The following is a 23,826-nucleotide window of genomic DNA, read 5'->3' as shown; positions in this document are numbered from 1 at the left end:
TAAGGTGGTACCGCGTCTATTAGCATAAAGACGTCCTTTTGAAGGACTCTTTATGCTTTTTTTATTCTTAAAAATATTTTCAGGAGGAAAAGAAGATGTCTCATAACACCAACAACTTTTCAAAATGGTATCTGGAAACGATACAAAAAGCAGATTTATTTGATTACACCCCTGTTCGCGGGTGTATCGCCTTTAAGCCTGATGGCTATGAAATTTGGGAGCATATTCAGGCAGAGATGGATAAGCGTTTTAAGGAAACCGGCCACCGCAATGCCTATTTTCCGATGCTGATTCCGGAGAACTTTTTTCAAAAGGAAAAGGATCATATTGAAGGGTTCTCGCCAGAGCTTCCGTGGATCACAGAAGCGGCAGGAGAGAAGCTTGAAGAGCGTCTGGCGCTGCGTCCGACTTCTGAAACGATGATTGGACATTTGTATTCCGATTGGATTAAAAGCTACCGGGACCTGCCAGTCTTAATCAATCAATGGGCGAATGTATTCCGCTGGGAGAAGAAAACTCTTCCTTTCATCCGCACGTCAGAATTTTTATGGCAGGAAGGCCATACAGCGCATGTGGACGAAAAAGAAGCGCGCCAGGAAACGATGCAGATGCTCGAGATTTATAAAGAAGTGGTAGAAGGCTTGCTCGCCATTCCTGTGTATGATGGACAAAAAACACCATCCGAGCGCTTTGCAGGTGCGGTTGATACGTTCTCCATTGAAGCGATGATGAAGGATGGAAAAGCGGTACAGGCGGGAACTTCCCATTACTTGGGCACGAAGTTTGCGGAAGCTTTTGATATTAAATATTTGAACAAAGAAAATAAACATACTTTTGTCCATACAACATCATGGGGTACATCCACACGGTTAATCGGCTCTGTCATCATGGTTCATGGTGATGAACAAGGCCTTGTTCTTCCTCCAAGAGTAGCACCGACTCAAGTCGTGCTGATTCCAGTCGGCCCATGGAAAAAGAACCCTGCGATTATGGAGAAATTAGATGAAGTGTTTGCTGCATTAAAGGCGGAAGGAATCCGTGTACGCCTTGATGATTCCGATCAATCACCAGGCTATAAATTTAATGAGTGGGAGCTAAAAGGCGTGCCTGTCCGCATAGAGCTTGGCCCTCGTGATTTAGACCAAAATCAATGCTTAATGAAGGCGCGTGATCTTGGTGATAAAGTGGCCGTACCGCTTGATTCGATTATCGAAAGCATCAAAAAAGAGCTTGAAACGATGCAGACTCGTTTATTAGAAAAAGCAAGAGCATTCCGCGCGGAGCATTCACACACACATATCGATACTATCGAGCAATTAGAACAGCACATTGCCCAATCTGAACAAAATGATGCCATCCCAGGCTGGATCTTAGCCGGATGGTGCGGTGATGACGCCTGTGAAGAAAGTGTAAAAGAAAAAACGAAATTCACGACACGAAACATTCCGTTCAACCCGCCGGCAACGAAAGATACATGCATCCACTGTGGCAAAGAAGCGAAGCATACGGTTTGGTTTGCTCGAGCATACTAAACTTGGAATGTGAAATATAACGTGATCTTTCAGAGTCAATTGTTTTTAGGGCCGCCTCATTCAGGCGGCCTATTTCTTATGGTTTCAAAGCAAATTTTTTTAATCTGGATATTGTGTTATAATCAAAAATATCTAAAAATTTAGATAACGAAAGAGGAGAGCCGCTTGAATCAAACCTTATTAATTATTGATGCCCAGCAAGAGTTAATCGATGGGAATCAGGAAGAAAGTGCAGTTATTAATAAAGAGCACCTTCTTGGGAATATCAATTTAGTGATTGATAAAGCAAAACAATCAGGTGTTCCAGTTGTCTTTGTAAGGGATTTAGATGTTGCGAAAGGGAAAGGAAAAGGATTTCAGGTACACGAAGAAATTATTGTGCCTGCAGAAACAAAGTACTTTGATAAAGCGGCAACCAATTCTTTTCATGGAACGGGACTCCTGGATCACCTGAAATCTCAAAAGGTCAAGCATGTTGTAATAATGGGATGCAAAACCCAGCACTGTATAGACAGTGCAGTGAGAACCGCAACTATTAATGGATTGGATGTCACATTAGTAGGTGATGGACATTCAACAACGGATAGCGATACTTTAAGTGCGGAACAAATTATTAAGCATCATAATGAAATTCTTCATGGCCATTACAATGTGGAACACTTTTCAGTTGTCAGAAATGCAGCGGAAGACTTGTTTCATCCAATACATGATTCTTATAGGTAATAGGTAAATTCAATTATAGTTTAAGGATATTCCTCGTTGAAATGCATTCCCAATTTCTTGATGAGAAATTGGGATTTTTAATATGTGAGTTACACATTCAAGCTTATCTAACAGAGGTGGCCATATGAAGATTCGTCTTACGGAATTTAACAATAACTGGGCCCCTATGTATCAAAAAGAAGCACAATTCCTAAAATCCATCTTTAAAGATGAAATCATTAAATGTGAACATTTCGGGAGTACCGCAGTCCGGGGGATGAAGGCAAAGCCTGTAATCGATATGATGTGTATTGTGAGAAACATCGAGAAGATAGATGAATTTAATGAGAAGATGAAGAAGCTTGGATATGACTCTGCCGGGGAATGGGGCATTACAGGGAGAAGATTATTTCGTAAAGGCGGGGAAAACCGATCTCATCATATACATTTCTATCAATTTGATAACCCCCAAATAGAACGGCATCTTATTTTTAGAGATTATCTGCGGACCCATCCCCGTGAAGCAGCAAGGTATACGAAGTTTAAGGAAGAATTGGCTCAAAGGTTTGAAGACACGGCTGATTATAGCCAGGCAAAAAAGGTGTTTGTGAAAGGGATGGAGCAGAAGGCGCTTGATTGGTATGCAGGTGTAAGGGACTTCCATCCCGAGGAATAGCGGTTTGCTTTCATTCCTTTACCATTAGGCATTGGGGTTGTAAGGAACTTTTAATTATAGTCAGTGTGTGTTAGAAACTTTTGATATGCTTTTGCGGTAATCCTTGAAATCAAATAAATGCTTATGAACGAAGCAACAGACACGAAGAGTATTGATGTATAAGGGGTATTCACATTGTAAAAGGCAAATATAGTTATTAACAATGAAAGTCCTAATGATTTTGTGGTGTGTTTATTATTGGGGCTCATAAAAATCCTCCTTTCGTTAATGAAATCATTGCCTGTTAGTTATTTATATATTAACATAAAATTCCATATTGTTTAAAGGATTTCCTTTCCACGCAGCGAATAAGGTTAGGAAAGTCTTATATATAGGAGATTACTATGGGTTATGTAATGGATTTAAGAAAAATAGTTGGAAGCCGTCCTCTTGTTATTCCTGGGGCAAGTGTTATCGTTTTGGATAAGAATAACAGGCTGTTGCTGCAGTTAAGAATGGATAATAACTGTTGGGCATTGGCCGGAGGTTCTCTGGAGCCTGGAGAGACATTGGAAGAGGTGGCTAAGAGAGAGCTGCTTGAAGAAACTGGGTTAACAGCAAATGATCTGCAGTTGTTTAATATTTATTCAGGAGAAGAATTTTACTATAAATACCCTCACGGTGATGAAGTATATAATGTCATCACCGCTTATATCTGCAACAACTATGATGGAGAACTTACAATGGATAGCGAAGAGGTTAAAAATTTGCGTTTTTTTCATGTCCATGAGATTCCCTCGAATATAAGTCCTCCAGATCGTAAAGTGATTAAAGATTATATTAATTCTATTTAGAAAGGAGTTCCGAAGAGGAGCTCCCTTTTTTCTTCATTGGTATTCATAATAAATTTAAAATTGAAACAATTTAAGATCTCAGCCGTATAGTTAGTAATAAAGGAGGTTTGGTGTGTTGAAACATCTAACTATCGGGATTGTTTTCTCAATAACTGGTGTTTTATTATCACTTGGTTTTTGGGAATTAAATAAGGCTTACTTAGTGACAGGAGCCATTGGATTATTTTTTATAGCCATGTCTGTTCTTATGTCAGGTTCTATAGCTGGTCCCCATCGGATGAGGGCAGGCTTGGAAGCACATGATTTTCCTGAAGAAAAACGAAAGCGGAAAAGAACAAGCATAGGCTCAGTTTTAATTGGCCTGCCAAATATTATGATTGCGCTGCTTCTTTATCTTTTCTTAAACTGAGAGTTGTTTATCTATAAAGGCGCCTTTCAAAATAGGGGGGTGAACCTATGTGGTGGTTAGTAATTTTTATTGCAGGAATTATATTATTTGCTTTGTTTATTGATTGGAGACGCAGGAGAAACAAAAATAACCCTCTTACCCCAACAAATCCGAACGCAAAGCCAGGGGAAAGTTCAAATTATTTAATGGGAGATAATAAGGACACAGGCGGATTTCAGTAATTTCATAAACTAATTGTTCGTGGTTCCAATTATGCAGTTGAAAACGCAAGTCAAGGAAAGTTTAGGGGTGAATTTATGGAGAAAATCATAGTGAAAACAGGCGTTTATTCATTTATTGTCTCCTTTTTCTTATTAGTGGCCTTTATGAAGCGGATCGCAAGCACAACAGATGTCGATGGTATGACTTCAAGTGTTATAACACCATATCCTGAGTTCTTTTTTACTATTTTTCGATATTCTGTAATCACTTCCATTATTGCCGTTATCATTGCAATTATTTATTTGTTTTCAATGAGGGAAAATGAATAACACAGCTGCCAATCCAGGCGGCTTCTTCTTTTTAAACAAACAGGTCTTTGAAGAGGCAAATATGGATGGGTTCAAAGGCAGGTGCCTTTTCAAAATAAATGAAACCTATATCCTACTCATTCGTCTTAGCATTAAAGTGAAAATGGGGTGGGGAGTGTGTGAGAAAGATCAGGGACAATGATTCATTAGAAAATCGTGAAGTTTGGCTTGAGATGATAATGAATGAGTACGGTGAACGGCTCACGAAGCTTGCTTATAACTATATGAAAGACTGGAAGCTGGCTGAAGATATTGTTCAGGATGTATTCATCACATGTTACCAAAATTACGACAAAATCGATGAAGTGATCTCCTTTAAATCATGGATTTATCGATTGGCTATTAATAGATCAAAAGATGTCTTGAAGAGTCATGCGTTTCGGAAAGTAGTGCTTAATTCGAGCCTGTTTTCTTTATTTTCATCGAAGGAGTTGCCTCCGGAAAAGGAACTGCTGAAGCGCAGCGAGGAAGAATTTCTTTCCTTGTGTGTATTGTCTTTGCCTGTGAAGTATCGGGAAGTTGTTACTCTCTATTATTATGAAGAATGTTCGATTGAAGAGATCCAGGGATTAATAGGAGTAAACCAAAATACGATTAAAACGAGATTGAGCAGAGGCAGGATGAAGTTAAAAAAAATGATGGAGAGGCGGGGATACAATGGAGAGCAAGCTTAGGCAGCTGCGGCGGGCAATGGACTCGACAACTCACAAGGGCGAGCACTTTACGGAATTTCAAAAAATAAATATTAGAAAAGCACTCCATTCCGATAGAAGAGAGAAGCCAACAAAAAAGCCTCATAAATTCGTTATTTTTGCCATATCCACTTTTGCCATCTGCCTTTTAGCTTTCTTAGTTTCAACTGAGACATGGGTCAGGCAGGATCAAAACCAGATACATGGCGGTACGGCTGGTGAATGGAACATCCGGCATGAATATAAGGTGAATCAAAAGATGATATTTAGCATATTACCCGATCCTTATCTGAAAGCTGGAACGCCTTATGGCTATATCTTTAGTTTCCAGGAGCCTTTTAACACGTATAAAGGAAAAGAGCTTTCCATTTCTGCCTTTCATAAAGAAACTGGCGAAAGAATACAAGTCTTACCTCAGCAAAAAATAATAGAACCTTCTCCGGGGTACTCAAGTTTGCAGCGGTTCACGACGACATTCAGCCTTCCTTACGAAGGCCTGTGGAAGTTTGAAGTGTACCTGGATGGCAAATCCTATGGGGATGTAGTGGTCAGTGTAGCAGAAAAAGCTAAGGATGACCCTATTACGCTGCCTGAGGATATACCGGATTTTGTTCAAGAGAGTGATTTTGACACTATTGATTGGAAGAGAAAAGCTGTGGAGTTCGGCGACAGGGGCATAATTGGAAATGAAAACAAGTCCGGTGTGATTGGCGCTGACATGCCCAGTTTAAACGGCCAAAAGTGGATGTGGCATTTATGGGGCGTTGAGAATGCAGACTTGACTATCGTTGGCTTTCATAAAGAATCGCAAACAGTTCATCCCATTTTAACAAATGGCATGGGATGGACCATTCGTGCATATGGTCCAAACAACGGGGCGGATGCCCATACACCATCATCTGTTAAGTTTCCCAAAAAGGGTGAGTGGGCCATTTTGCTTTATGTGGATGGGGAATTATTCGATCAATTGATTTACGATATAAATGAATGATGATGCTTTATGATCTTTTCTTCGCAAAGATTTGCAAGTTTATTGGGAGGTCTTATATGAAACCGCGGATTTCAGTTATCACATTAGGTGTAGATGATTTAGAAAGGTCCTTACATTTCTATCAAATTGGTCTTGGGCTTCCAACAAAGGGCATAGTAGGAAGAGAGTTCGAGCATGGTGCTGTGGCATTTTTTGATCTGCAATCTGGATTAAAACTGGCAATTTGGAATCGAAAAGATATCGCTCATGATACCAATATGAACCAGACAGGAAAAAGTCCAACTGAATTTACGATTGGGCATAATGTTGGGAGTAAAGAAGAGGTAGATATGGTAATGAAACAGGCAGAGAGTGCGGGTGCCGTTATTACGGTTCAAGCCCATGAGACTTTTTGGGGTGGATATTCCGGATATTTTCAAGACCCAGATGGACACTTGTGGGAAGTGGTCTGGAATCCTGCTTGGGAATTTACAGAATAAGTTCCAATGCCCTTATCAAGGTAAAAGAGCTGCCAATCAAGCTTGTTGATCGGCAGCTCTTTTTTATCCAGCCTCTTATTCTGAAAAAGCTTTTGAATAATGAACAACCCCGGCAGTATTTTTAAGAGCATTCTCTGTTAACTCCAGAGCCATGAACACTTCATCAGGCACTTCAAACGGGGCCTGGATATTCCAAAGGCTGGCTGGCTTAAAGCCGAACTTTGGATAGTAATCTTTATGGCCCAGAACGATTACGGATTGATATCCGGCCTCTTTTGCCTTGTTAAGTGCGGTACGAATCAATTGACTGCCGATGCCTTTTCCTTGATAACCGGGACGAACAGAAACGGGGGCAAGTGCAAGAGAATCTTCCGCTCTTTCACCATCCGATATTTTGATTTTAGTTAAAAGAATATGGCCCACAACCTCTTTAGCAGGATTCAGCGCGACCAAAGAAAGCTCTGAAATGAAAGCATCTGAATTTCTGAGCCTTTTGACAAGAAAATGTTCTGTTTTGTCGCTGTATTCTTCATGTAAAAAAGCTTCTTTTACCATTTCTTCAGTCGAATTATAGTCTGCAGGGAGTTCTTGCCGAATTAAGATATCCATTTATAGTCTCCTGTTCTTTATGTGATGATAAAGTTTCAATATAAATGGCACTTTCTCATGGAGAAAGTGTTACTTCACCAGCTCTAAACATAAGTTCAACAAACAAAAACCTCCAATTTGGTGTGTTTCATTTTATTTAGTTATGCTGCGATGGTCAAAATCCTTTCGAAGGCCCCTTTCTGCCGTATAATCTCCTTCAGAGACCGAAAAGATAAGAACACTATACAACAAAAGGAGTAAAATATGGGTGATTTTTTTTATCATTGTCTTTTAATATTAGGAAGAATTATTACCATTCTGCCTCTATTTCTTTTTATTACTCTTTATATGGGAAGACGCTCGATAGGGGAGCTTCCGATCTTCGATTACCTGGTTATTCTTATATTAGGTGCTGTGGCTGGGGCGGATATCGCAGATCCGTCTGTCAGACATCTGGAAACTGGGTTTGCCATCATTGCCATCGGCATCTTTCAGAGAATCATCGGGAAAGTAAAAATTTCGAACAGGAAAATAGGAAAATTGATTACTTTCGAACCGGTGATTGTCATCTATAAGGGGAAATTGCTTCAGGCCAATTTAAGAAGGACTAACTATACGATCGATAACATTCTTCAAATGCTTAGGGAGAAAGATATTTTTGATATCCAGAATGTGGAGATGGGGGTGCTCGAAGGAAGCGGTATGTTAAGTGTCCAATTAAAACCTTCCCAAATGCCTGCAACACTTGGAGATTTGAACATTACCGAGAGTTCCAATCAAATAGCTTTTCCGGTGATTGTTGAGGGAGTGGTATACAACACGGTACTTAAGCAGTTAGGTTTGGATAGGGACTGGCTCGAACGGGAGCTTTCCAGAAAGGGGGTCTCCGTGTTAGGGGATATATTTTTTGCCTCTATCAGCTCTAAGAAAGAGCTGCATATTTCCATGAAAAATGAACAAGCAGAATCCATACCACCTATCTATCATTAACTTTCTTGTTATGGCTGAATGAGCACCCGGACAAGGCCTTCAAAGGAGAAATTGCTTTTTTATTGAATATGCAGGTATGAGCTAAATAAAGAGGTGATTTCTTTACTTTGTCATTATTATTTTTGGACCCCAAATGTGGAGGGAACAGAAAGGTTTTAGGTATATAACTGCTTTCGGATTTATCATCGTACCGGTAAATCTCAACGGGATCACAACAACTTTGATCCAGTATGATGATAGGGGGGAATGCAGAACGTTATTTTTTTAATATCGAACTTCAGACAAACGATTTAGTAGATTGGATGACTGATAACATAAAAATAGAGGAATTAGATTAGAAACGAAGAAAAACGGACTATAAGATGACCTATCCGTTTTGTCCGGAAAGACTGTTAGCTCAATTAAATCGGTGTTTGGTACTGCTTTCTAAAAGAGGGGAGCTTATGAAGTTATATTGTTTTTTAGTGTTATGTTCCTTATGCATTTGGGCTATAGTATCTGTCCTATTCCCTGAACCAAGTTGGTGGTCTATCTTTTCTTCGGATCGTTCAACGCACACACCTCTGATCGAACAGCTTTCCATAAATAAAGTGTTTTCAATCATGATCCTTTATTTATGTTTAGCTTACCTGTTACATCGTATATTTCAAAGAGGCAGATAAAATCTTTTTATGGTTAGCATCGGTGGTGATTCCAGATATGTCTCTGGTTTGGGAAATATTGAACATTCTGTGAATATCGCGGAAATAATACCTGATTTTAGTACCAGGTATTATGTTTGTCACTATTCAATTAACCCCATTCGTCCAATAATGAAGAAGAAATAAATTGGCGATGAAATGGGGTAGTTCTTTTGAAATTTCCACAATTAAAAATCGGTCATATGACGCCTGAGTTTCCCATTATGCAAGGGGGAATGGGCGTAGGGATTTCGTTGAGCAGTCTGGCATCAGCGGTTGCGAATGCCGGGGGGATTGGAATTATTTCAGGAACAGGAATTAGCATTGAAGAGCTGAGGCTTCATATACGAAAGGCCAGGGCAGCTATCAAGAGTGAGGGCTATATTGGGGTGAATGTTTTATTTGCCATGAATGATTTTGCTGAAAAAATGAAGGCTGCCATTGAGGAAAAGGTGGATTTCATTATTTCAGGTGCAGGAATATCTAGAGATATGTACAATTGGGGCAAAGAATCCGGGACACCGGTCATTTCGATTGTGTCATCTGCAAGGCTGGCCAAAATGTCTGAACGGCTGGGAGCTTCTGCTGTTGTCGTAGAGGGCAATGAGGCGGGAGGACATTTAGGGACCGAAAGGCCGTTATTCGATATTTTGCCGGAAGTCGTGGATGCTGTTAAGATTCCTGTCATAGCTGCAGGGGGAATCATGACAGGAGAAGATATCGCGCATGCCATTCGTGTCGGTGCTTCCGGTGTTCAGATGGGAACCAGGTTTGTCGCAAGTCAAGAATGTGATGCACCCCTATCCTTCAAGGAAAAATATGTACATGCCAAACAGGAAGATATCGTTATGGTGAAAACCACCGTAGGTTTGGAAGGCCGTGCCATTAAGAATAACTTTACTGAACAAATATCTGACAATAAAAAGGTGAAAATCAAGAAATGCATCGATTGTCTGAAAAACTGCTCCTACCGCTTTTGCACATTGGATTCTCTGGTCACATCCATGGAGGGGGACTGTGAGAATGGTCTCGTATTTGCGGGGGCAAGAGTCCATGAAATTAACGAGATTTTGCCTGTTCAGACGATCATTCATAAGATCAAACGGGAATATGAAGCGTGTGTTTAATGTCATAATGGTGCACTGTTTAAAGTCGGGCTGCCAAATAGGCGGCTCTTTTTTTGATCTAAAAGGGTGTTTAGAGGATGGATGATTAAATCATATTAATGTAGAATACCTTACGATGGAATAAAGTGTAAAAATGAATGGGAGAAGAAAAATGAAGAATAAGGATCATAGTTATGATAGTAATTCTAATTCTTTAATACTCGTAATCCACGAAATCTATGGAATAAATCAACATATAAAGAGTTTTTGCGAATTATTAACCAAGCAGAATTTTGAAGTGATATGCCCCAATTTACTAGAGCGAGAGAAACCTTTTGATTATTCGCAAGAGGAAGCCGCTTATCATCACTTTATGGAACATGTTGGTTTCGATAGAGCGGCTCGTAAAGTCAAAGATTTATTATTGGATGTTAAAGATGAATACGAAACAATATATATCATTGGATTTAGTATAGGTGCAACTATTGCCTGGCTGTGCAGCGAGGAAGATTGTGTTGATGGAATTGTTGGATACTATGGTTCAAGGATTAGGGACTATTTAGAGGTGACACCCCGGAGTCCTGCCATGCTGTTTTTTCCGCAGGAAGAGCAATCTTTTAATGTCGATGAGTTAGTATTGGCTTTGGAGAAAAAGAAAATTAAAGCACATAAATTTACTGGGAAACACGGATTCAGTGATCCTTATTCCTCAAGGTATGATGTAAAATCAGAACAAGAAGCATTTAGCAAAACGCTGGAATTTTTATTGCATATTGATTGAGATATTATAATGCCCTCGTTATCACCTGATATTTAAGAAAAGTTTACAAGCCCGTTCAATATTCTTAATACAAAGATGCTAATTTAGATGTAGCGGGGATAGCATGTGTGGCTATCATGGCATTTGGCGCAGGTGGAGCCAAGTGCTTTTTTGTTTTATACCGGGAATACTTAACTATTTACAAAAATTATCTTGGGATAATATAATGATTTAGTGTTCTATGCTTAATCTTATTTTAAGAACGGGGGACCCATTATTTACGGCGGAGTTTCCGCACGGGGTGAATCCGAAAGATGGAAGGGCTTACTGTTTCCGCAGTCCTAACCCGAAAGCTAACCTCGTCAGCGTTTAAGGAAACAGAAGAGAATATGAATCAGAGTGAATTGACAATTGTCGATTTTCTTTTTTTTGAGATCAGCTTTGTTTCCCTTGCCTGCGCAGCATGTTAAAACTAAACAAGAAGGTAGGGTAATTGATGAAAAGAATTAAATTAAGTTTAGCCACTCAAATTTTTATCGGTCTTGTCCTGGGGATTGTGGTTGGCGGTATCTTTTACGGTAATGAAGCAGCGCAAAGTGCCTTACAGCCATTTGGCGATCTGTTCATCCGTTTAATTAAAATGATTGTGGTTCCTATTGTACTATCCACGATTATCGTTGCTATTGCTGGTGTAGGTGATTTAAAATCCGTTGGTAAGCTTGGCGGTAAATCATTGACCTATTTTATCGGCATGACATTGGTTGCCATTGTGGTTGGCTTAATCGCCGGGAATGTATTTCAGCCAGGTGCCGGCCTGAATATGGACAGCCTGCAGCAAAGTGACATTTCAAGCTATGTCGAAACCAATAAAGAGCAGGAAGGCAAGTCTGTAGCGGATACATTCTTGCATATTGTGCCTACTAATCCGGTACAAGCCATGGTTGAAGGCGATATGCTGGCGATTATCTTCTTTGCTGTTGTATTTGGACTCGGAATCGCTGCAATTGGAGATGTCGGAAAGCCGGTTCTGAGATTTTTCGAAGGTACAGCTAAGGCGATGTTCTATGTAACGAATCTATTTATGAAGTATGCGCCGATCGGGGTATTTGCCTTAATTGGTGTCACAATTTCCAAGTATGGCTTCGCCTCACTGATTCCATTAGGCAAGCTGGCGCTTACTGTATATGGATCGATGATTTTCTTTGTTCTAGTTGTTCTGGGAGTCATGGCCAAAATTGTCGGGTTCAGCATCTTTAAATTATTGAAGATGATCAAAGAGGAATTAATTTTGGCATTTTCAACAGCAAGCTCGGAAACAGTTCTTCCAAGAATTATGGACAAAATGGAGAAAGCGGGAAGCCCGAAACATATTTCTTCATTCGTTATTCCGACAGGCTATTCTTTTAACCTGGACGGATCTGTTTTATATCAGGCGATTGCCTCTTTATTTATTGCCCAGATGTTTGGGATCGAATTAAGCATCGGACAGCAAATTACGCTAATGTTAGTGCTGATGGTTACATCGAAAGGAATGGCGGGTGTACCGGGCGTATCCTTTGTGGTGCTGCTGGCGACATTCAGTACCATTGGATTGCCTGCAGAAGGCCTTGCCTTTATTGCCGGCATCGACCGTATCCTTGATATGGGACGCACAGCAGTTAACGTGGTGGGGAACTCACTTGCGGCAATAGTTATTGCGAAGTGGGAAGGGCAATTCAACCCTCCAGCAGAAGAAAGATTTGAACAACAAGCTTCATAATAGATTTGGAAACACTAACAAATGGTATCGTTTGTTAGTGTTTTTTTTGTGGAGCAGGATAATTCTGGTTCGGACACAGGAAGAGGAAATCCTCGGGTTTGAGTCCGAAGTTGGTTCAGGTTCGGACACAGGAAGGGGAAAACGTCGGGTTTGAGTCCGAAGTAGTTGCAGGTTCGGACACAGGAAGGGGAAAACACCGGGTCTGAGTCCGAAGTTGGTTCAGGTTCGGACACAGGAAGGGGAAAACGCCGGGTTTGAGTCCGAAGGTGGTTTAGGTTCGGACACAGGAAGAGGAAAACACCGGGTTTGAGTCCGAAGGTGGTTCAGGTTCGGACACAGGAAGGGGAAAACGCCGGGTTTAAGTCCGAAGGTGGTTCAGGTTCGGACACAGGAAGGGGAAAACGCCGGGTTTGAGTCCGAAGTTGGTTTAGGTTCGGACACAGGAAGGGGAAAACGCCGGGTCTGAGTCCGAAGTTGGCTCAGGTTCGGACACAGGAAGAGGAAAACGCCGGGTTTAAGTCCGAAGTTGGTTCAGGTTCGGACACAGGAAGAGGAAAACACCGGGTTTGAGTCGGAAGTTGGTTGGGGTTCGGACACAGGAAGGGGAAAACACCGGGTTTGAGTCCGAAGTTGGTTCAGGTTCGGACTCAGGAAGGGGAAAACGCCGGGTTTAAGTCCGAAGTAAGAGCAGCAGCAAACAAAAAAAGGGAAACCGGCGAAACAGCCAAATATGAAAAGTAAAATGCGGCTCCAGCTTTTATCAACTAGCCCTTTAGGGTCATAATTATATTATAATGGAGAAAAAAGGAGGTACTCATATGACAAAAGGAAGCAAGGTGCTGTCACCAGGACAGCAGGATGAATTGCTGCAAACATTGAAAGCACGTTTTGAAAAGAATATGCACAGGCATGAAGGGCTGGAATGGGCAGATGTACAAGCTAAGCTTGAGGCTAATCCTGAAAAGTTATGGTCGCTGAATGAAATGGACGAAACGGCCGGCGAACCGGATGTTGCCGGGTATGATGAAGAGACGGGCGAATACATATTTTATGATTGTGCAGCTGAAAGTCCTAAGGGCCGCAGAAGTATTTGCTATGATCGTGAAGCACTGGAGGCAAGGAAAAAACATAAGCCGGAAAACAGTGCGATGGATATGGCAGCTGCCATGGGCGTTGAGCTTTTAACGGAAGAGCAATACCGGGAGCTTCAGGAGCTTGAAGCTTTTGATAAGAAAACATCGAGCTGGGTGCAGACACCCGCTCATATCAGAAAACTTGGCGGGGCTCTTTTCTGTGACCGCCGCTACGATACGGTGTTTGTGTATCACAATGGAGCTGATTCCTACTATGCTGCAAGGGGGTTCCGCGGCTCCTTGAGAGTTTAGGTTCAGTGAAAAACTAAGTAAAAAGAGAAAGGGTCAGTAGTGCACTCATATTGATTGAGGCGTTAATCCGGGAAGGGATTAACGCTATTTTTGTAGAACTGCCTTGATATTACTGATAATGGAGAAGTAGGATGAAGACCATTATTAAGGCTGATATTGAAGATATGTGCAACATTGTAAATATAGACAGTTAGGTTATGGGTAAACAAGCAGCCGAGATTATACTCAACTATGAAAGAGGGCATCGTATTACTGTGAAAGTCAGAGCGGTATAGTTGAAAATTTAGATGAAGGAGATCCTGAAATCATTTAATACAAATTAAAATAGATTCTAATGCAAGCTTCCTTATAAATAAGAATCTTGCATTTTTTTGTTTGACTCGGATTCTACAATGATATAAATTTTCATTTATTTTGATAATAAATTGTCATTTTTAAAAATAAAATTGACAATTAAATATCACGGTGATATAGTGACGATATGAAAACGTTTTCTGAGCATTTTCTTGTGCAGGGATGATTGCCGTTATGGAAGCATCAAAGGAATGACAGGTAGGAGAGGTATTATGGATGTATTAGATAAGATAAAAGGCAGATTAATAGTTTCGTGTCAGGCCCTTGAAGATGAGCCGCTTCATGATTCATATATTATGAGTAAGATGGCTTTTGCAGCAAAGCTAGGAGGGGCTTCCGGAATTAGAGCAAACAGCGTGAAAGATATCCGTGCAATCAAGAAGGAGGTCAATCTTCCCATCATTGGGATTATTAAAAAGGATTATCCCGGCAGCGGAGTGTATATTACGGCAACGGAAAAAGAAGTAGATGACCTGTATCAGGAAGGTGTGGATATCATTGCTTTTGATGCAACAAAGCAAGTCCGTCCGGATGGAAAAAGTTTTCAGGGGTTTTTTGCAGAAGTGAAAGCCAAGTACCCGGACCAGCTGTTTATGGCTGATATTTCTACATTAGAAGAAGCGCTTGCAGCTGAAAAAGCCGGAGTTGATATTGTGGCAACCACTTTAGCGGGATATACTCCTTATTCGGAAGGAGTTGTTCCTTTGGAATTACTGGAACAAGTAATATCCCATGTTTCAGTTCCTGTTATAGCGGAAGGAAATATGGATACACCGGAAAAAGCAAAAAGGGCTATTGAATTAGGAGCTCATGCAGTTGTTGTAGGAAGTGCCATTACACGTCCGAAATTAATTACAGAGAAATTTGCAAAAGCTATACAAAACTACTAGTGAAAATTAGAAATGAGGGTGTTCGAGATGAAAGGAATTTTTACAGCGTTGATGTGTTCATTTGATGAAAACGGAAGGGTGAACGAAAAGGGATTAAGGGAGATTGTCCGTTACAATATCGAAATTTCAAAGGTAGATGGCTTGTATGTTAATGGAAGTACAGGTGAGAACTTTCTGATTTCCACTGAACAAAAAAAGCAAATCTTTGAAATTGTAAAAGATGAAGCTAAAGATCAGGTTAAACTGATTGCTCAGGTGGGTTCATTAAATATTGATGAAGCAGTAGAATTAGCACAATTTGCAACAGATTTAGGCTATGATGCTATTTCTGCTGTTACACCATTCTACTATAAGTTTGATTTCCAGGAGATTAAAGATTATTATTACACCATTTTAGAAAGCGTTAACAACAAAATGATCATCTATTCTATCCCAGCCTTAACAGGGGTTAGCATGAATCTTGAGCAATTTGGAGAGCTTTTTGAGAATGAAAAAGTAATCGGCGTGAAATTTACAGCACCTGATTTCTTCTTATTGGAAAGACTTCGCCATGCTTATCCTGATAAGCTCATCTACTCGGGATTTGATGAAATGCTGCTTTCGGCAAGTGTCCTGAATGTAGACGGGGCAATTGGCAGTACGTTTAATGTAAATGGAGAGCGTGCCAAGCAAATTTTTGAACTGGCACAAAATGGCCAGATTGAAGAAGCAAGGGAGCTTCAAAAAGTAACCAATGATTTAATCGGCGAGATTTTAGATAACGGCTTATACCAGACGATTAAAGAGATCCTGAAGACACAAGGCGTTGATGCAGGTGTATGCAGGAAGCCAATGAAAGCGCTTGAAGAGGACAAAGTTCAGCGTGCGAAAATGATTGCGGAAAAATATCTGTAATATCAGGGGGATAAATGATGACTGGATCATTTGCTGTAATTGATTACGTTATATTATTTGCCTATCTATTGTTCATTCTTTGGGTAGGGATTGCAGTTGCCAAAAAAGAAATGCAGGGAAAAGAGTTCTTCAAAGGGGATGGCTCTATTCCTTGGTGGGTGACATCTGTCAGCTTATTCGCAACCTTATTAAGTCCGATTTCATTCTTATCCTTAGCCGGAAACTCCTATTTAGGATCATGGGAGCTGTGGTTTGCACAATTAGGTTTATTTATTGCCGTGCCAATCGCGATTTATTATTTCCTTCCGGTTTATAGGAAGTTAAATTTAGATACAGCTTACGAATATTTAGAGCGCCGCTTTGATACAAAGCTGCGCGTTATTGGGAGCCTTCTTTTTATCGTCTATCAGATTGGGCGCATGTCCATTATTATGTATCTGCCGGCGTTAGCATTAGCGGCTGTTACAGGCATCAATGCTGTACTGATCGTATTATTCATGGGTGTAGTGGCAACCATCTATTCAGCCTTTGGAGGAATTAAATCAGTGCTTTGGACAGACTTCATCCAGGGTGTTGTCTTAATCGGCGGAGGTATTTTTGCCCTCATTATGCTGATGTTCTCCATTGATGGCGGATTTGGAGAAGTGGTCCGTGTCGGTACGCAAGACGGGAAATTCTTTACGGATACACCATTCTTCGATCCGAACTTTGTCAATAACAGTGTTCTACTTCTTATTTTTGGCGCCGGGATTTCAACTGCATTCTCATATATTTCAAGTCAGGACATGGTTCAGCGTTATTTAACAACCACTGACTTAAAAGAAATGAATAAAATGACTTATTTAAATGGTATTCTGTCACTTGGTACGGCAACATTATTCTTCTTTATCGGAACAGCTTTATATACATTTTATACGCAGCAGGCAGGTGCGATGCCTGAAGGTAAAGCCGACCTGATTTTTGCCAACTTTATCGTGGCTGAGCTGCCGGCAGGAATTTCAGGCTTGCTGATTGCCGGATTATTCGCTGCGGGACAATCAACACTTTCAACGGGCTTGAACAGTGTGGCGACAAGCTGGACATTGGATATTCAGAAAGTTCTTAAACCAGATATGAGTGATGAAAAAAGCACCAAAATGGCGCGTAATGTATCCACAATTGTAGGGATTTTCTCCATTGCTTTTGCCATTGTCCTGATTTACACAGATGTTGGAGATGCTTATTCCTGGTTTAATGGATTGATGGGATTAGTATTGGGTATCATCGGAGGTACCTTCACGCTTGGAGTCATGACGAAAAGAGCAAACGCGAAAGGGGCCATCTGCGGTTTCTTCGCAACAGCAGCCCTTGCAGTCTATGTGTCTTACTTTACTGATATTACTTTATGGGCCTATTCCATCATTAATTTAATTGCTTCTATCGTGTTCGGTTATGTCTTTAGCTTATTATTCAAGCAAAAAAGCAAAGCTGAAGATGAAAATCTGACATACTATGATAGAAAAAAACCAGCGTAAAATGGTGAGACTATGTTTCAAATAAAAAAGAAAATAAAAACGGATGTCTTAGTGGCCGGAAGCGGGCTGGCCGGGATAAAAGTAAGCAAAGAGCTTGCAGATCAACAGGCCGATGTATTGATGGTGACAAAAATGCAGGTAGCTTCAGGTTCAAGCTTTTATCCGCTGAAAGCCTCCCTTGGAACTCAGGTGACAAAAGATCATGAAGATGAATCGATATTTCTTGAAGATATTGAAAGCTTGAGCCATGGCATGCATGGGCGGGATTTAGCTGAGGTGTATGTAAAAGAAATTCCGAAGCGTGTAAAGGAATATCAGGAGATTGGTGTGAAGGCGAAAAAGCTGGAAGGGGAGCGTAAAGCCTGTTTCGCTGAACATGAACGGGATATCTATTTATTAAGTGACTGGGATCAGATTCGCGAAAATGTGAGAACTATTTTTGCAGAGTATGAAAACCTGTCTATCCTGGAAAAGACAATCGTCCTTACTTTGCTGAAGAAAGATGACCGTGTGGCGGGAGCCATACTTTTAGATGAGAATAATGACCTCGTTATGGTGGAATGCAAATCTGTCATTTTAGCAACGGGCGGATTCGGCAGTATTTATCAGCATAACTTAAATCCCAATGATGTGGATGGCTCCGGCCATATCCTGGCTGTCGAAGCAGGGACCCGTCTTGTAAACATGGAATATATTCAATTCATTCCAGGCATTACGGCTCCGAAATATAAAACCCTCTTTGGGGAACATACATTAATGTATTGTGATGATATAGTCGATGAAGAAGGAAGCAGCTTACTGGATTCTATGCTGCCTGAGGAGATATCGAAGCAGGAATGTCTGCAGATCCGGAGCACACACGGTCCGTTCACCCATTCACTTGATTCGAAGTATGTGGATATCGCGATGATGAAAAACATCATTGCGAATCGGAATGACCGCGGATTCAGGCTTTTATATCGGTCCGAGTTATATGAAAATGGGGAAGAGTTCTACACGGTCTATTTAAATTGGCTGAAAGAGAGAAATATTGATCTTTTGGAGAATGAGATTCGTATTGCCCCATTTGCCCATGCCAGCAACGGCGGAGTTTATATTGACACGTATGGCAGAACCGGTGTGAACGGATTATATGCCATTGGTGAGCTGTCCTGCAATATTGAGGGTGCGAACCGATTGGGAGGAAATTCGACTGGCGCCTGCATGGTATTTGGCAAAAGGGCTGCGGCAGATTGTGTCAGGTATATCGAAACACAAAGCCATGAGGAAATTTCTGAACCTGAAGCATTGAAACAGATCGAGAACATGTTTGGCGTTCAGGGGCAAACAAAAGGTCCTGTTATAGATATGGAGAAAAAAGTTCATCAGGCTATTGAATCGATCAAAAAACTCATGTGGTATCATGGGAATGTCGTGCGCAATAAGGACAGTCTATTAAAAGCATTAGAAACCATCAGAAAGCTCGAGTCAGAGCTTGATTTAGGTAGATTGTTCGAACAGCAGGCAACCCGAAAGCTGACAATTAAGGCACGAAACTTCTTCAAGCTTTCGCAAATTCTGCTTGAGGCCATGCTGGAACGAAAAGAAAGCAGGGGCGCACATTTTCGTGAGGATTATCCGGAAGAACGTGAAGAATATAATAAAAGATTGTTTATTTCCATGAAAGATGATGGAGCATTGGAGTATCGCTTTCTAAATGAATAGGGAAGTAGCTTTAATGCTCATAGATGGAGGGGAAAACCTGGTATGGGTTTTCTCTTTTTTCAATTGTAAGGGAGGAGCACAATCATGCAGCTTGGAGTTATTGATATTGGCGGAACATCTATAAAATATGGCATCGCTTCAGACGCAGGAGAGCTTTTAAGTCTTGATTCCATCCCGGCTGAGGCTTATAAGGGCGGTCCCTTAATAGTAGAAAAAGTGAAGATGATCTGTGATATGCTGTTAAAACAGGCAAAAGTCGAGGGCATTGCCATCAGCTCTGCAGGGCAGATTGATAACCAGAATGGAACCGTGGTGCATGCAACGGATAATATTCCGGGATATACCAGTACAAGTCTGGCTGAGGTTATTTCAAAACATACCGGATTGCCGGTTACGGTTGAAAACGATGTGAATTGCACGGCATTAGGTGAATATTGGCAAGGTGCAGCTAAAGATATGGATGATTTTCTCTGCGTAACTATTGGCACGGGGATTGGCGGTGCGTTATTCTTAAATGGTAAGCTATACACAGGAGCCAATTTTTCAGCCGGGGAAATCGGGCATATCAATCTGTACCCAAATGGGAAGCCCTGCACCTGCGGTAACAATGGTTGTTATGAAAGGTATGCTTCCAGTTCAGCCCTATCAGAGCTTGTGGAGGAAAGAATGGGTGTGAACCTTCCATTAGAGAAGTTTTTCGAGCTTGCCAGAGAGGGAAATAAGGAAGCTAATAACCTATTTGTACAGTGGGCAGATGATGTGGCGACAGGCATTCAGAGCCTTGTTCATATTTTTAACCCCGGGCTTGTACTGATTGGCGGCGGAATTTCTGCACAAGGAGACTTTTTATTGGAAGAGGTACAATCGTCTTTAGCGAAGAAAGTAATGCCAAACCACTGGAAGTCGCTTCGGATGAGAATTGCCGCACATGAAAACAAAGCCAATTTATTAGGAGCAGCCAAGCACTTTTTGGACATGAACAGGAAAAGTTAGCAGAGGGGTTACTATGGAAACGAATAGAAAAATAACAGGGCTGAAGCCTACTATATTAATGGAACAGCATAAACACAACTTTACTAAATCCGACCATAGAATTCATGAATATATTTTAACGAATACAGACAAGGTGTTATACCATTCATTAACGGAATTATCGGAAGCAATAGGAGCTGCAGAGGCTACAGTTCTGCGCTTCTTCAGAAAGCTGGGCTTTAAAGGCTTCCAGGATTTTAAATTTTCGCTCGCGCAAGAGGTATCTGGTAATTCCAGTCAGGCGGGTGACGAGACCTATATTGAACGCATCCGCACAAACATGGTACATGCCATTGAAGATACGTATAGTATGCTGAATAATCAAGCTCTTGAAAACAGCATCGAAGCGATAGTCCGTTCCAGGGATGTAGTGATATTTGGCATAGGCTCTTCCGGAATTGCCGGGCTTGATATGCAAAATCGCCTCATGAGAATAGGAAAACATGTTGATGTCGTCACAGATCCTCACTTCCAGGTAATGAGGGCGACCTCCCTGGATGAACATTCCGTTGTGATTGCCATTAGTTTAACAGGCAGCACAAAGGATATTGTCGACACTGTTAAAATAGCCAATGAAAAGAAAGCTACTGTGATTGTATTAACAAACTATGTGAAATCACCTTTGGCCAAATACGCGGATTATATTTTACTGACCTCTGTAAAAGAAAGCCCGTTAGACAGCGGTTCATTAGTAGCCAAAATTACACAGCTTTATTTAATCGATCTTATCTGCACGGGGATCACCATGAAAAACTATGAACAAGCTTCAAAAGTGAAAATGGAGATATCTGAGAATATCAGTAATAAGCTGTACTAAAGCAAGCCGATGCTGGTTCAATTATTTTTATAAGGAAGGCCATTGTGCCTTCTTTTTTCCAGCCCTAAAAATGGAGTTTTTTCACTGTTTTTCCCAGAGGAATTGTCACAATGTCCTCACCGCTGATATCCAGGGCATTAGCAGTTATAATTAGTTATAATCAGATATAACTAATTGGAAAGGGGGGGCATAATGAAAAAGAAATCCCTGTTATTTTTTTCATCAATGGTCCTTTTTTTATCATTGGCTGGATGTCAGTCTAAAAATACAGGAGAAGAGAAGCGGGATGCAGCCGGAGAGAAGGTGGAACTGACTATTTCAGCAGCGGCAAGCCTGCAGGATGCCTTAACGGAAATCGAAGCAAGGTTCGAAAAAGAACATCCAAATGTGCTGATCAACTTTAACTTTGGAGCTTCAGGTTCTCTTCAGCAGCAAATCTCCCAGGGAGCACCCGCTGATCTTTTCTTTTCAGCTGCAGAGGATAAATTTGATAAACTGGTGAATGACGGGCTGATTGAAGAAAAGAATGGAATTGATCTAGTTGGGAATGAGCTTGTTTTAGTGGTGCCAAAGGATTCGGCATTGAAAATCAAGTCGTTTCACGATCTGCCAAAAGCAGATAAATTGTCCATAGGCACACCGGAGTCGGTTCCTGCCGGGAAATATGCGAAGGAATTATTAGAAGAAATAGATATCTGGAACAACATAGAAGAAAAAGTAGTGTATGCCAAAGATGTCCGCCAGGTCCTTACATATGTAGAGACAAATAATGTGGATGCCGGAATTGTTTATAAAACGGATGCGTTAATATCTGAAAAGGTCAACATAGTGAACACGGCAGAGGAGAATACTCATGATCCTATCATTTATCCTTTGGGTGTGATTAAAGATACAAGTCATCCTGAGGAAGCTAAGCTTTTCTATGATTATCTTCAAAATGAAAAATCTATGGATATTTTTAAAGAGTATGGATTTAAAGGATTGAAATAATTATATGGCTACTGATTTTTGGTCACCAGTCCTAATATCTGCTGAAGTTGCGGCTGTCTCAGGAGTATTGGCAATTATTCTTGGCGTTATCATAGGGAAGGGTATGGCAAATAAAAGATTTAAAGGAAAAGCCATTGCAGAGACCGCTTTTCTTTTGCCATTAGTATTACCGCCATCTGTTGTAGGGTTTTTGCTGATAGTCATTTTTGGAAGAAACAGTTTTGCAGGCCAATTCATTGAGTTTATTTTTAAACAGCCAGTTATGTTTACATGGTGGGCGGCTGTTATCGCTTCGACGGTTGTCGCATTTCCTCTTATGTATCAGTCTGCCAAGACAGGCTTTGAAGCAATTGATCGTGATATTGAAAATGCGGCTCGGGTTGATGGAGCGAATGAAATTCAATTATTTATGAATATCACGATACCACTTTCATATAAGGCCATTATTTCAGGTGGCATCCTGAGCTTTGCAAGAGCGCTGGGGGAGTTCGGAGCTACTTTAATGTTTGCCGGTAATATTCCGGGAAAAACACAAACCATTCCTACCGCTATTTATGTAGCCATTGATTCAGGCAATATGGAGATGGCCTGGTTATGGGTAGCGTGTATGATCGGAATATCATTTATCATGTTAGTTTTTGTTCAGCTGATAAAAACATAAGAAGACATCCTTTCGCGGGATGTCTATTTTTATTGCAGGACACTGGAGTGCGCATAATACTTCAGGTGCCAGTTACGTCCTCCATCACCTTAACCTCTTTTCTAAAATATTCCATTAATTCGGTGGTACCATTAGAGCTGCTGTTTGCTAAAGGGGATTTAGGAATTCATTAGGTCTTCCTTCTAAGTGACTGGAATAAAAAGGTTGTTAATTGGATGGTCATTTAAGATAATTAAGAAAGACTTTATAAATCTAAGGGTGGCTAAAAATGAATATTTACCCAGCTGCGAATTTACCGAAAAGTATAATAGTAGAGTTTTTTAAGCTGCATTGGGGGAGCACGGAAATGGTTATTTCCAGTGGGATTTATGATTGCAGTGCACTGGACGGTTTTGCTGTTGTAGATGTAGATGACAAAATCATTGGCTTAATTACTTACCTAATTAAAGATAATGATTGTGAAATTATATCCTTAGATAGTATGGAAGAAGGTAAGGGGATAGGTACATCGTTAGTTCAAGAAGTAGAAAATCTTGCTATAAAGAAAAATTGTAAAATCGTAAAACTTATTACAACAAACGATAATTTGTCAGCATTAAAATTTTATCAGAAACGAGGATTTATTCTGTCTCAAGTTATACTTAATGCGGTTGAGAAAGCAAGGAAGGTAAAACCCGAAATACCTTAATTGGAAATGATGGTATTCCAATCAGAGATGAAATTGAATTGATAAAGGTATTGAACTAATTGGTGCTTATGTACAAAATTAGCTGCTAATATAGCAGCTTTTTCTTTTTAAACAAAGGAGTTGAAAGGGTT

General features: G+C 40.6%; 25 protein-coding genes, 1 pseudogene, 1 riboswitch and 1 other annotated feature (1 of these 28 cut by a window edge). Of the genes and pseudogenes, 25 read left to right on the top strand and 1 reads right to left on the bottom strand.

Annotation, left to right across the window (positions count from 1 at the left end):
• Positions 1 to 41 (top strand) — a binding site (T-box leader); it begins 175 nt to the left of the window's first position.
• Positions 42 to 95: 54 nt separating this feature from the next.
• From proS to AC3WTL_RS17405, 10 genes are all read left to right on the top strand, one after another.
• Positions 96 to 1,532, top strand: coding sequence for a proline--tRNA ligase (gene proS / locus AC3WTL_RS17450; protein ID WP_492369804.1), 1,437 nt, complete (start codon positions 96 to 98; stop codon positions 1,530 to 1,532).
• Between the two features lie 165 nt (positions 1,533 to 1,697).
• Entirely contained in the window at positions 1,698 to 2,255 is a 558-nt protein-coding gene (locus AC3WTL_RS17445) for a cysteine hydrolase family protein (protein ID WP_222499902.1), read from the top strand.
• A gap of 124 nt (positions 2,256 to 2,379) precedes the next feature.
• Positions 2,380 to 2,910: a GrpB family protein gene (locus AC3WTL_RS17440; protein ID WP_492369803.1), complete on the top strand. Its 531-nt coding sequence runs from the start codon at positions 2,380 to 2,382 to the stop codon at positions 2,908 to 2,910.
• Positions 2,911 to 3,293: 383 nt separating this feature from the next.
• Positions 3,294 to 3,743 (top strand): NUDIX hydrolase, encoded by a 450-nt coding sequence (locus AC3WTL_RS17435; protein WP_252220769.1) that lies wholly within the window; start codon positions 3,294 to 3,296, stop codon positions 3,741 to 3,743.
• A 115-nt stretch (positions 3,744 to 3,858) separates the two neighbouring features.
• Positions 3,859 to 4,152 carry a DUF5316 family protein gene (locus AC3WTL_RS17430; protein ID WP_226619642.1) on the top strand — a complete coding sequence of 98 codons (294 nt, stop codon included), beginning with the start codon at positions 3,859 to 3,861 and terminating at the stop codon, positions 4,150 to 4,152.
• Positions 4,153 to 4,199: 47 nt separating this feature from the next.
• Positions 4,200 to 4,373 (top strand): hypothetical protein, encoded by a 174-nt coding sequence (locus tag AC3WTL_RS17425; protein WP_197214161.1) that lies wholly within the window; start codon positions 4,200 to 4,202, stop codon positions 4,371 to 4,373.
• Positions 4,374 to 4,448: 75 nt separating this feature from the next.
• The gene (locus AC3WTL_RS17420; RefSeq protein ID WP_248349188.1) at positions 4,449 to 4,682 is read left to right on the top strand and encodes a hypothetical protein; all 234 of its coding nucleotides are present in this window, start codon (positions 4,449 to 4,451) and stop codon (positions 4,680 to 4,682) included.
• Positions 4,683 to 4,840: 158 nt separating this feature from the next.
• Positions 4,841 to 5,395 carry a sigma-70 family RNA polymerase sigma factor gene (locus AC3WTL_RS17415; RefSeq protein WP_226619640.1) on the top strand — a complete coding sequence of 185 codons (555 nt, stop codon included), beginning with the start codon at positions 4,841 to 4,843 and terminating at the stop codon, positions 5,393 to 5,395.
• A complete protein-coding gene (locus AC3WTL_RS17410; protein ID WP_492369802.1) occupies positions 5,379 to 6,404 on the top strand; it encodes a DUF4871 domain-containing protein in 1,026 nt (341 codons plus the stop codon). The genes AC3WTL_RS17415 and AC3WTL_RS17410 overlap by 17 nt, the downstream gene beginning before the upstream one ends.
• 56 nt (positions 6,405 to 6,460) lie before the next feature.
• On the top strand, positions 6,461 to 6,883 hold the full coding sequence (locus AC3WTL_RS17405; RefSeq protein ID WP_226619638.1) for a VOC family protein: 423 nt from the start codon (positions 6,461 to 6,463) through the stop codon (positions 6,881 to 6,883).
• A 75-nt stretch (positions 6,884 to 6,958) separates the two neighbouring features.
• On the opposite strand, the gene AC3WTL_RS17400 is transcribed toward AC3WTL_RS17405, so the two are convergent.
• Complete coding sequence (locus AC3WTL_RS17400; RefSeq protein ID WP_222499889.1) at positions 6,959 to 7,492, bottom strand: GNAT family N-acetyltransferase; 534 nt, start codon at positions 7,490 to 7,492, stop codon at positions 6,959 to 6,961.
• Positions 7,493 to 7,735: 243 nt separating this feature from the next.
• On the opposite strand from AC3WTL_RS17400, the gene AC3WTL_RS17395 reads away from it, so the two are divergent.
• From AC3WTL_RS17395 to AC3WTL_RS17325, 15 genes and pseudogenes are all read left to right on the top strand, one after another.
• Positions 7,736 to 8,461, top strand: a complete 726-nt coding sequence (locus tag AC3WTL_RS17395) for a DUF421 domain-containing protein (RefSeq protein ID WP_197214167.1) — start codon at positions 7,736 to 7,738, stop codon at positions 8,459 to 8,461.
• 853 nt (positions 8,462 to 9,314) lie between these two features.
• Positions 9,315 to 10,268 (top strand): NAD(P)H-dependent flavin oxidoreductase, encoded by a 954-nt coding sequence (locus AC3WTL_RS17390; protein WP_492369801.1) that lies wholly within the window; start codon positions 9,315 to 9,317, stop codon positions 10,266 to 10,268.
• A 151-nt stretch (positions 10,269 to 10,419) separates the two neighbouring features.
• On the top strand, positions 10,420 to 11,028 hold the full coding sequence (locus tag AC3WTL_RS17385; RefSeq protein ID WP_492369800.1) for a dienelactone hydrolase family protein: 609 nt from the start codon (positions 10,420 to 10,422) through the stop codon (positions 11,026 to 11,028).
• A gap of 211 nt (positions 11,029 to 11,239) precedes the next feature.
• A riboswitch (cyclic di-AMP (ydaO/yuaA leader) is annotated at positions 11,240 to 11,390 on the top strand.
• A gap of 113 nt (positions 11,391 to 11,503) precedes the next feature.
• On the top strand, positions 11,504 to 12,766 hold the full coding sequence (locus AC3WTL_RS17380; RefSeq protein WP_048009638.1) for a cation:dicarboxylate symporter family transporter: 1,263 nt from the start codon (positions 11,504 to 11,506) through the stop codon (positions 12,764 to 12,766).
• Between the two features lie 618 nt (positions 12,767 to 13,384).
• A complete protein-coding gene (locus AC3WTL_RS17375) occupies positions 13,385 to 13,507 on the top strand; it encodes a hypothetical protein (RefSeq protein WP_492369799.1) in 123 nt (40 codons plus the stop codon).
• Between the two features lie 77 nt (positions 13,508 to 13,584).
• Positions 13,585 to 14,151, top strand: coding sequence for a DUF4256 domain-containing protein (locus tag AC3WTL_RS17370; RefSeq protein WP_492369798.1), 567 nt, complete (start codon positions 13,585 to 13,587; stop codon positions 14,149 to 14,151).
• A gap of 566 nt (positions 14,152 to 14,717) precedes the next feature.
• Positions 14,718 to 15,395, top strand: coding sequence for an N-acetylmannosamine-6-phosphate 2-epimerase (locus AC3WTL_RS17365; RefSeq protein ID WP_492369797.1), 678 nt, complete (start codon positions 14,718 to 14,720; stop codon positions 15,393 to 15,395).
• Positions 15,396 to 15,422: 27 nt separating this feature from the next.
• The gene (locus tag AC3WTL_RS17360) at positions 15,423 to 16,289 is read left to right on the top strand and encodes an N-acetylneuraminate lyase (protein WP_048009635.1); all 867 of its coding nucleotides are present in this window, start codon (positions 15,423 to 15,425) and stop codon (positions 16,287 to 16,289) included.
• A 14-nt stretch (positions 16,290 to 16,303) separates the two neighbouring features.
• Entirely contained in the window at positions 16,304 to 17,803 is a 1,500-nt protein-coding gene (locus AC3WTL_RS17355) for a sodium:solute symporter family protein (protein ID WP_242069081.1), read from the top strand.
• A 12-nt stretch (positions 17,804 to 17,815) separates the two neighbouring features.
• Entirely contained in the window at positions 17,816 to 19,507 is a 1,692-nt protein-coding gene (locus AC3WTL_RS17350) for an FAD-binding protein (protein WP_492369796.1), read from the top strand.
• 84 nt (positions 19,508 to 19,591) lie between these two features.
• Positions 19,592 to 20,500 (top strand): ROK family protein, encoded by a 909-nt coding sequence (locus AC3WTL_RS17345; protein ID WP_492369795.1) that lies wholly within the window; start codon positions 19,592 to 19,594, stop codon positions 20,498 to 20,500.
• A gap of 13 nt (positions 20,501 to 20,513) precedes the next feature.
• A complete protein-coding gene (locus AC3WTL_RS17340; RefSeq protein ID WP_248349175.1) occupies positions 20,514 to 21,356 on the top strand; it encodes a MurR/RpiR family transcriptional regulator in 843 nt (280 codons plus the stop codon).
• A gap of 192 nt (positions 21,357 to 21,548) precedes the next feature.
• Positions 21,549 to 22,346, top strand: a complete 798-nt coding sequence (gene modA / locus AC3WTL_RS17335) for a molybdate ABC transporter substrate-binding protein (protein WP_492369794.1) — start codon at positions 21,549 to 21,551, stop codon at positions 22,344 to 22,346.
• Positions 22,347 to 22,350: 4 nt separating this feature from the next.
• Positions 22,351 to 23,007: a molybdate ABC transporter permease subunit gene (gene modB / locus AC3WTL_RS17330; RefSeq protein WP_492369793.1), complete on the top strand. Its 657-nt coding sequence runs from the start codon at positions 22,351 to 22,353 to the stop codon at positions 23,005 to 23,007.
• A gap of 268 nt (positions 23,008 to 23,275) precedes the next feature.
• Positions 23,276 to 23,754: pseudogene (locus tag AC3WTL_RS17325) on the top strand (GNAT family N-acetyltransferase).
• Positions 23,755 to 23,826 lie beyond the last annotated feature (72 nt).

The organism is Cytobacillus sp. EB106-05-05-XG126, assembly GCF_058791715.1.
Note: the sequence above shows the minus strand (reverse complement) of the source record. Positions and strands in the feature narration are given on the sequence as shown.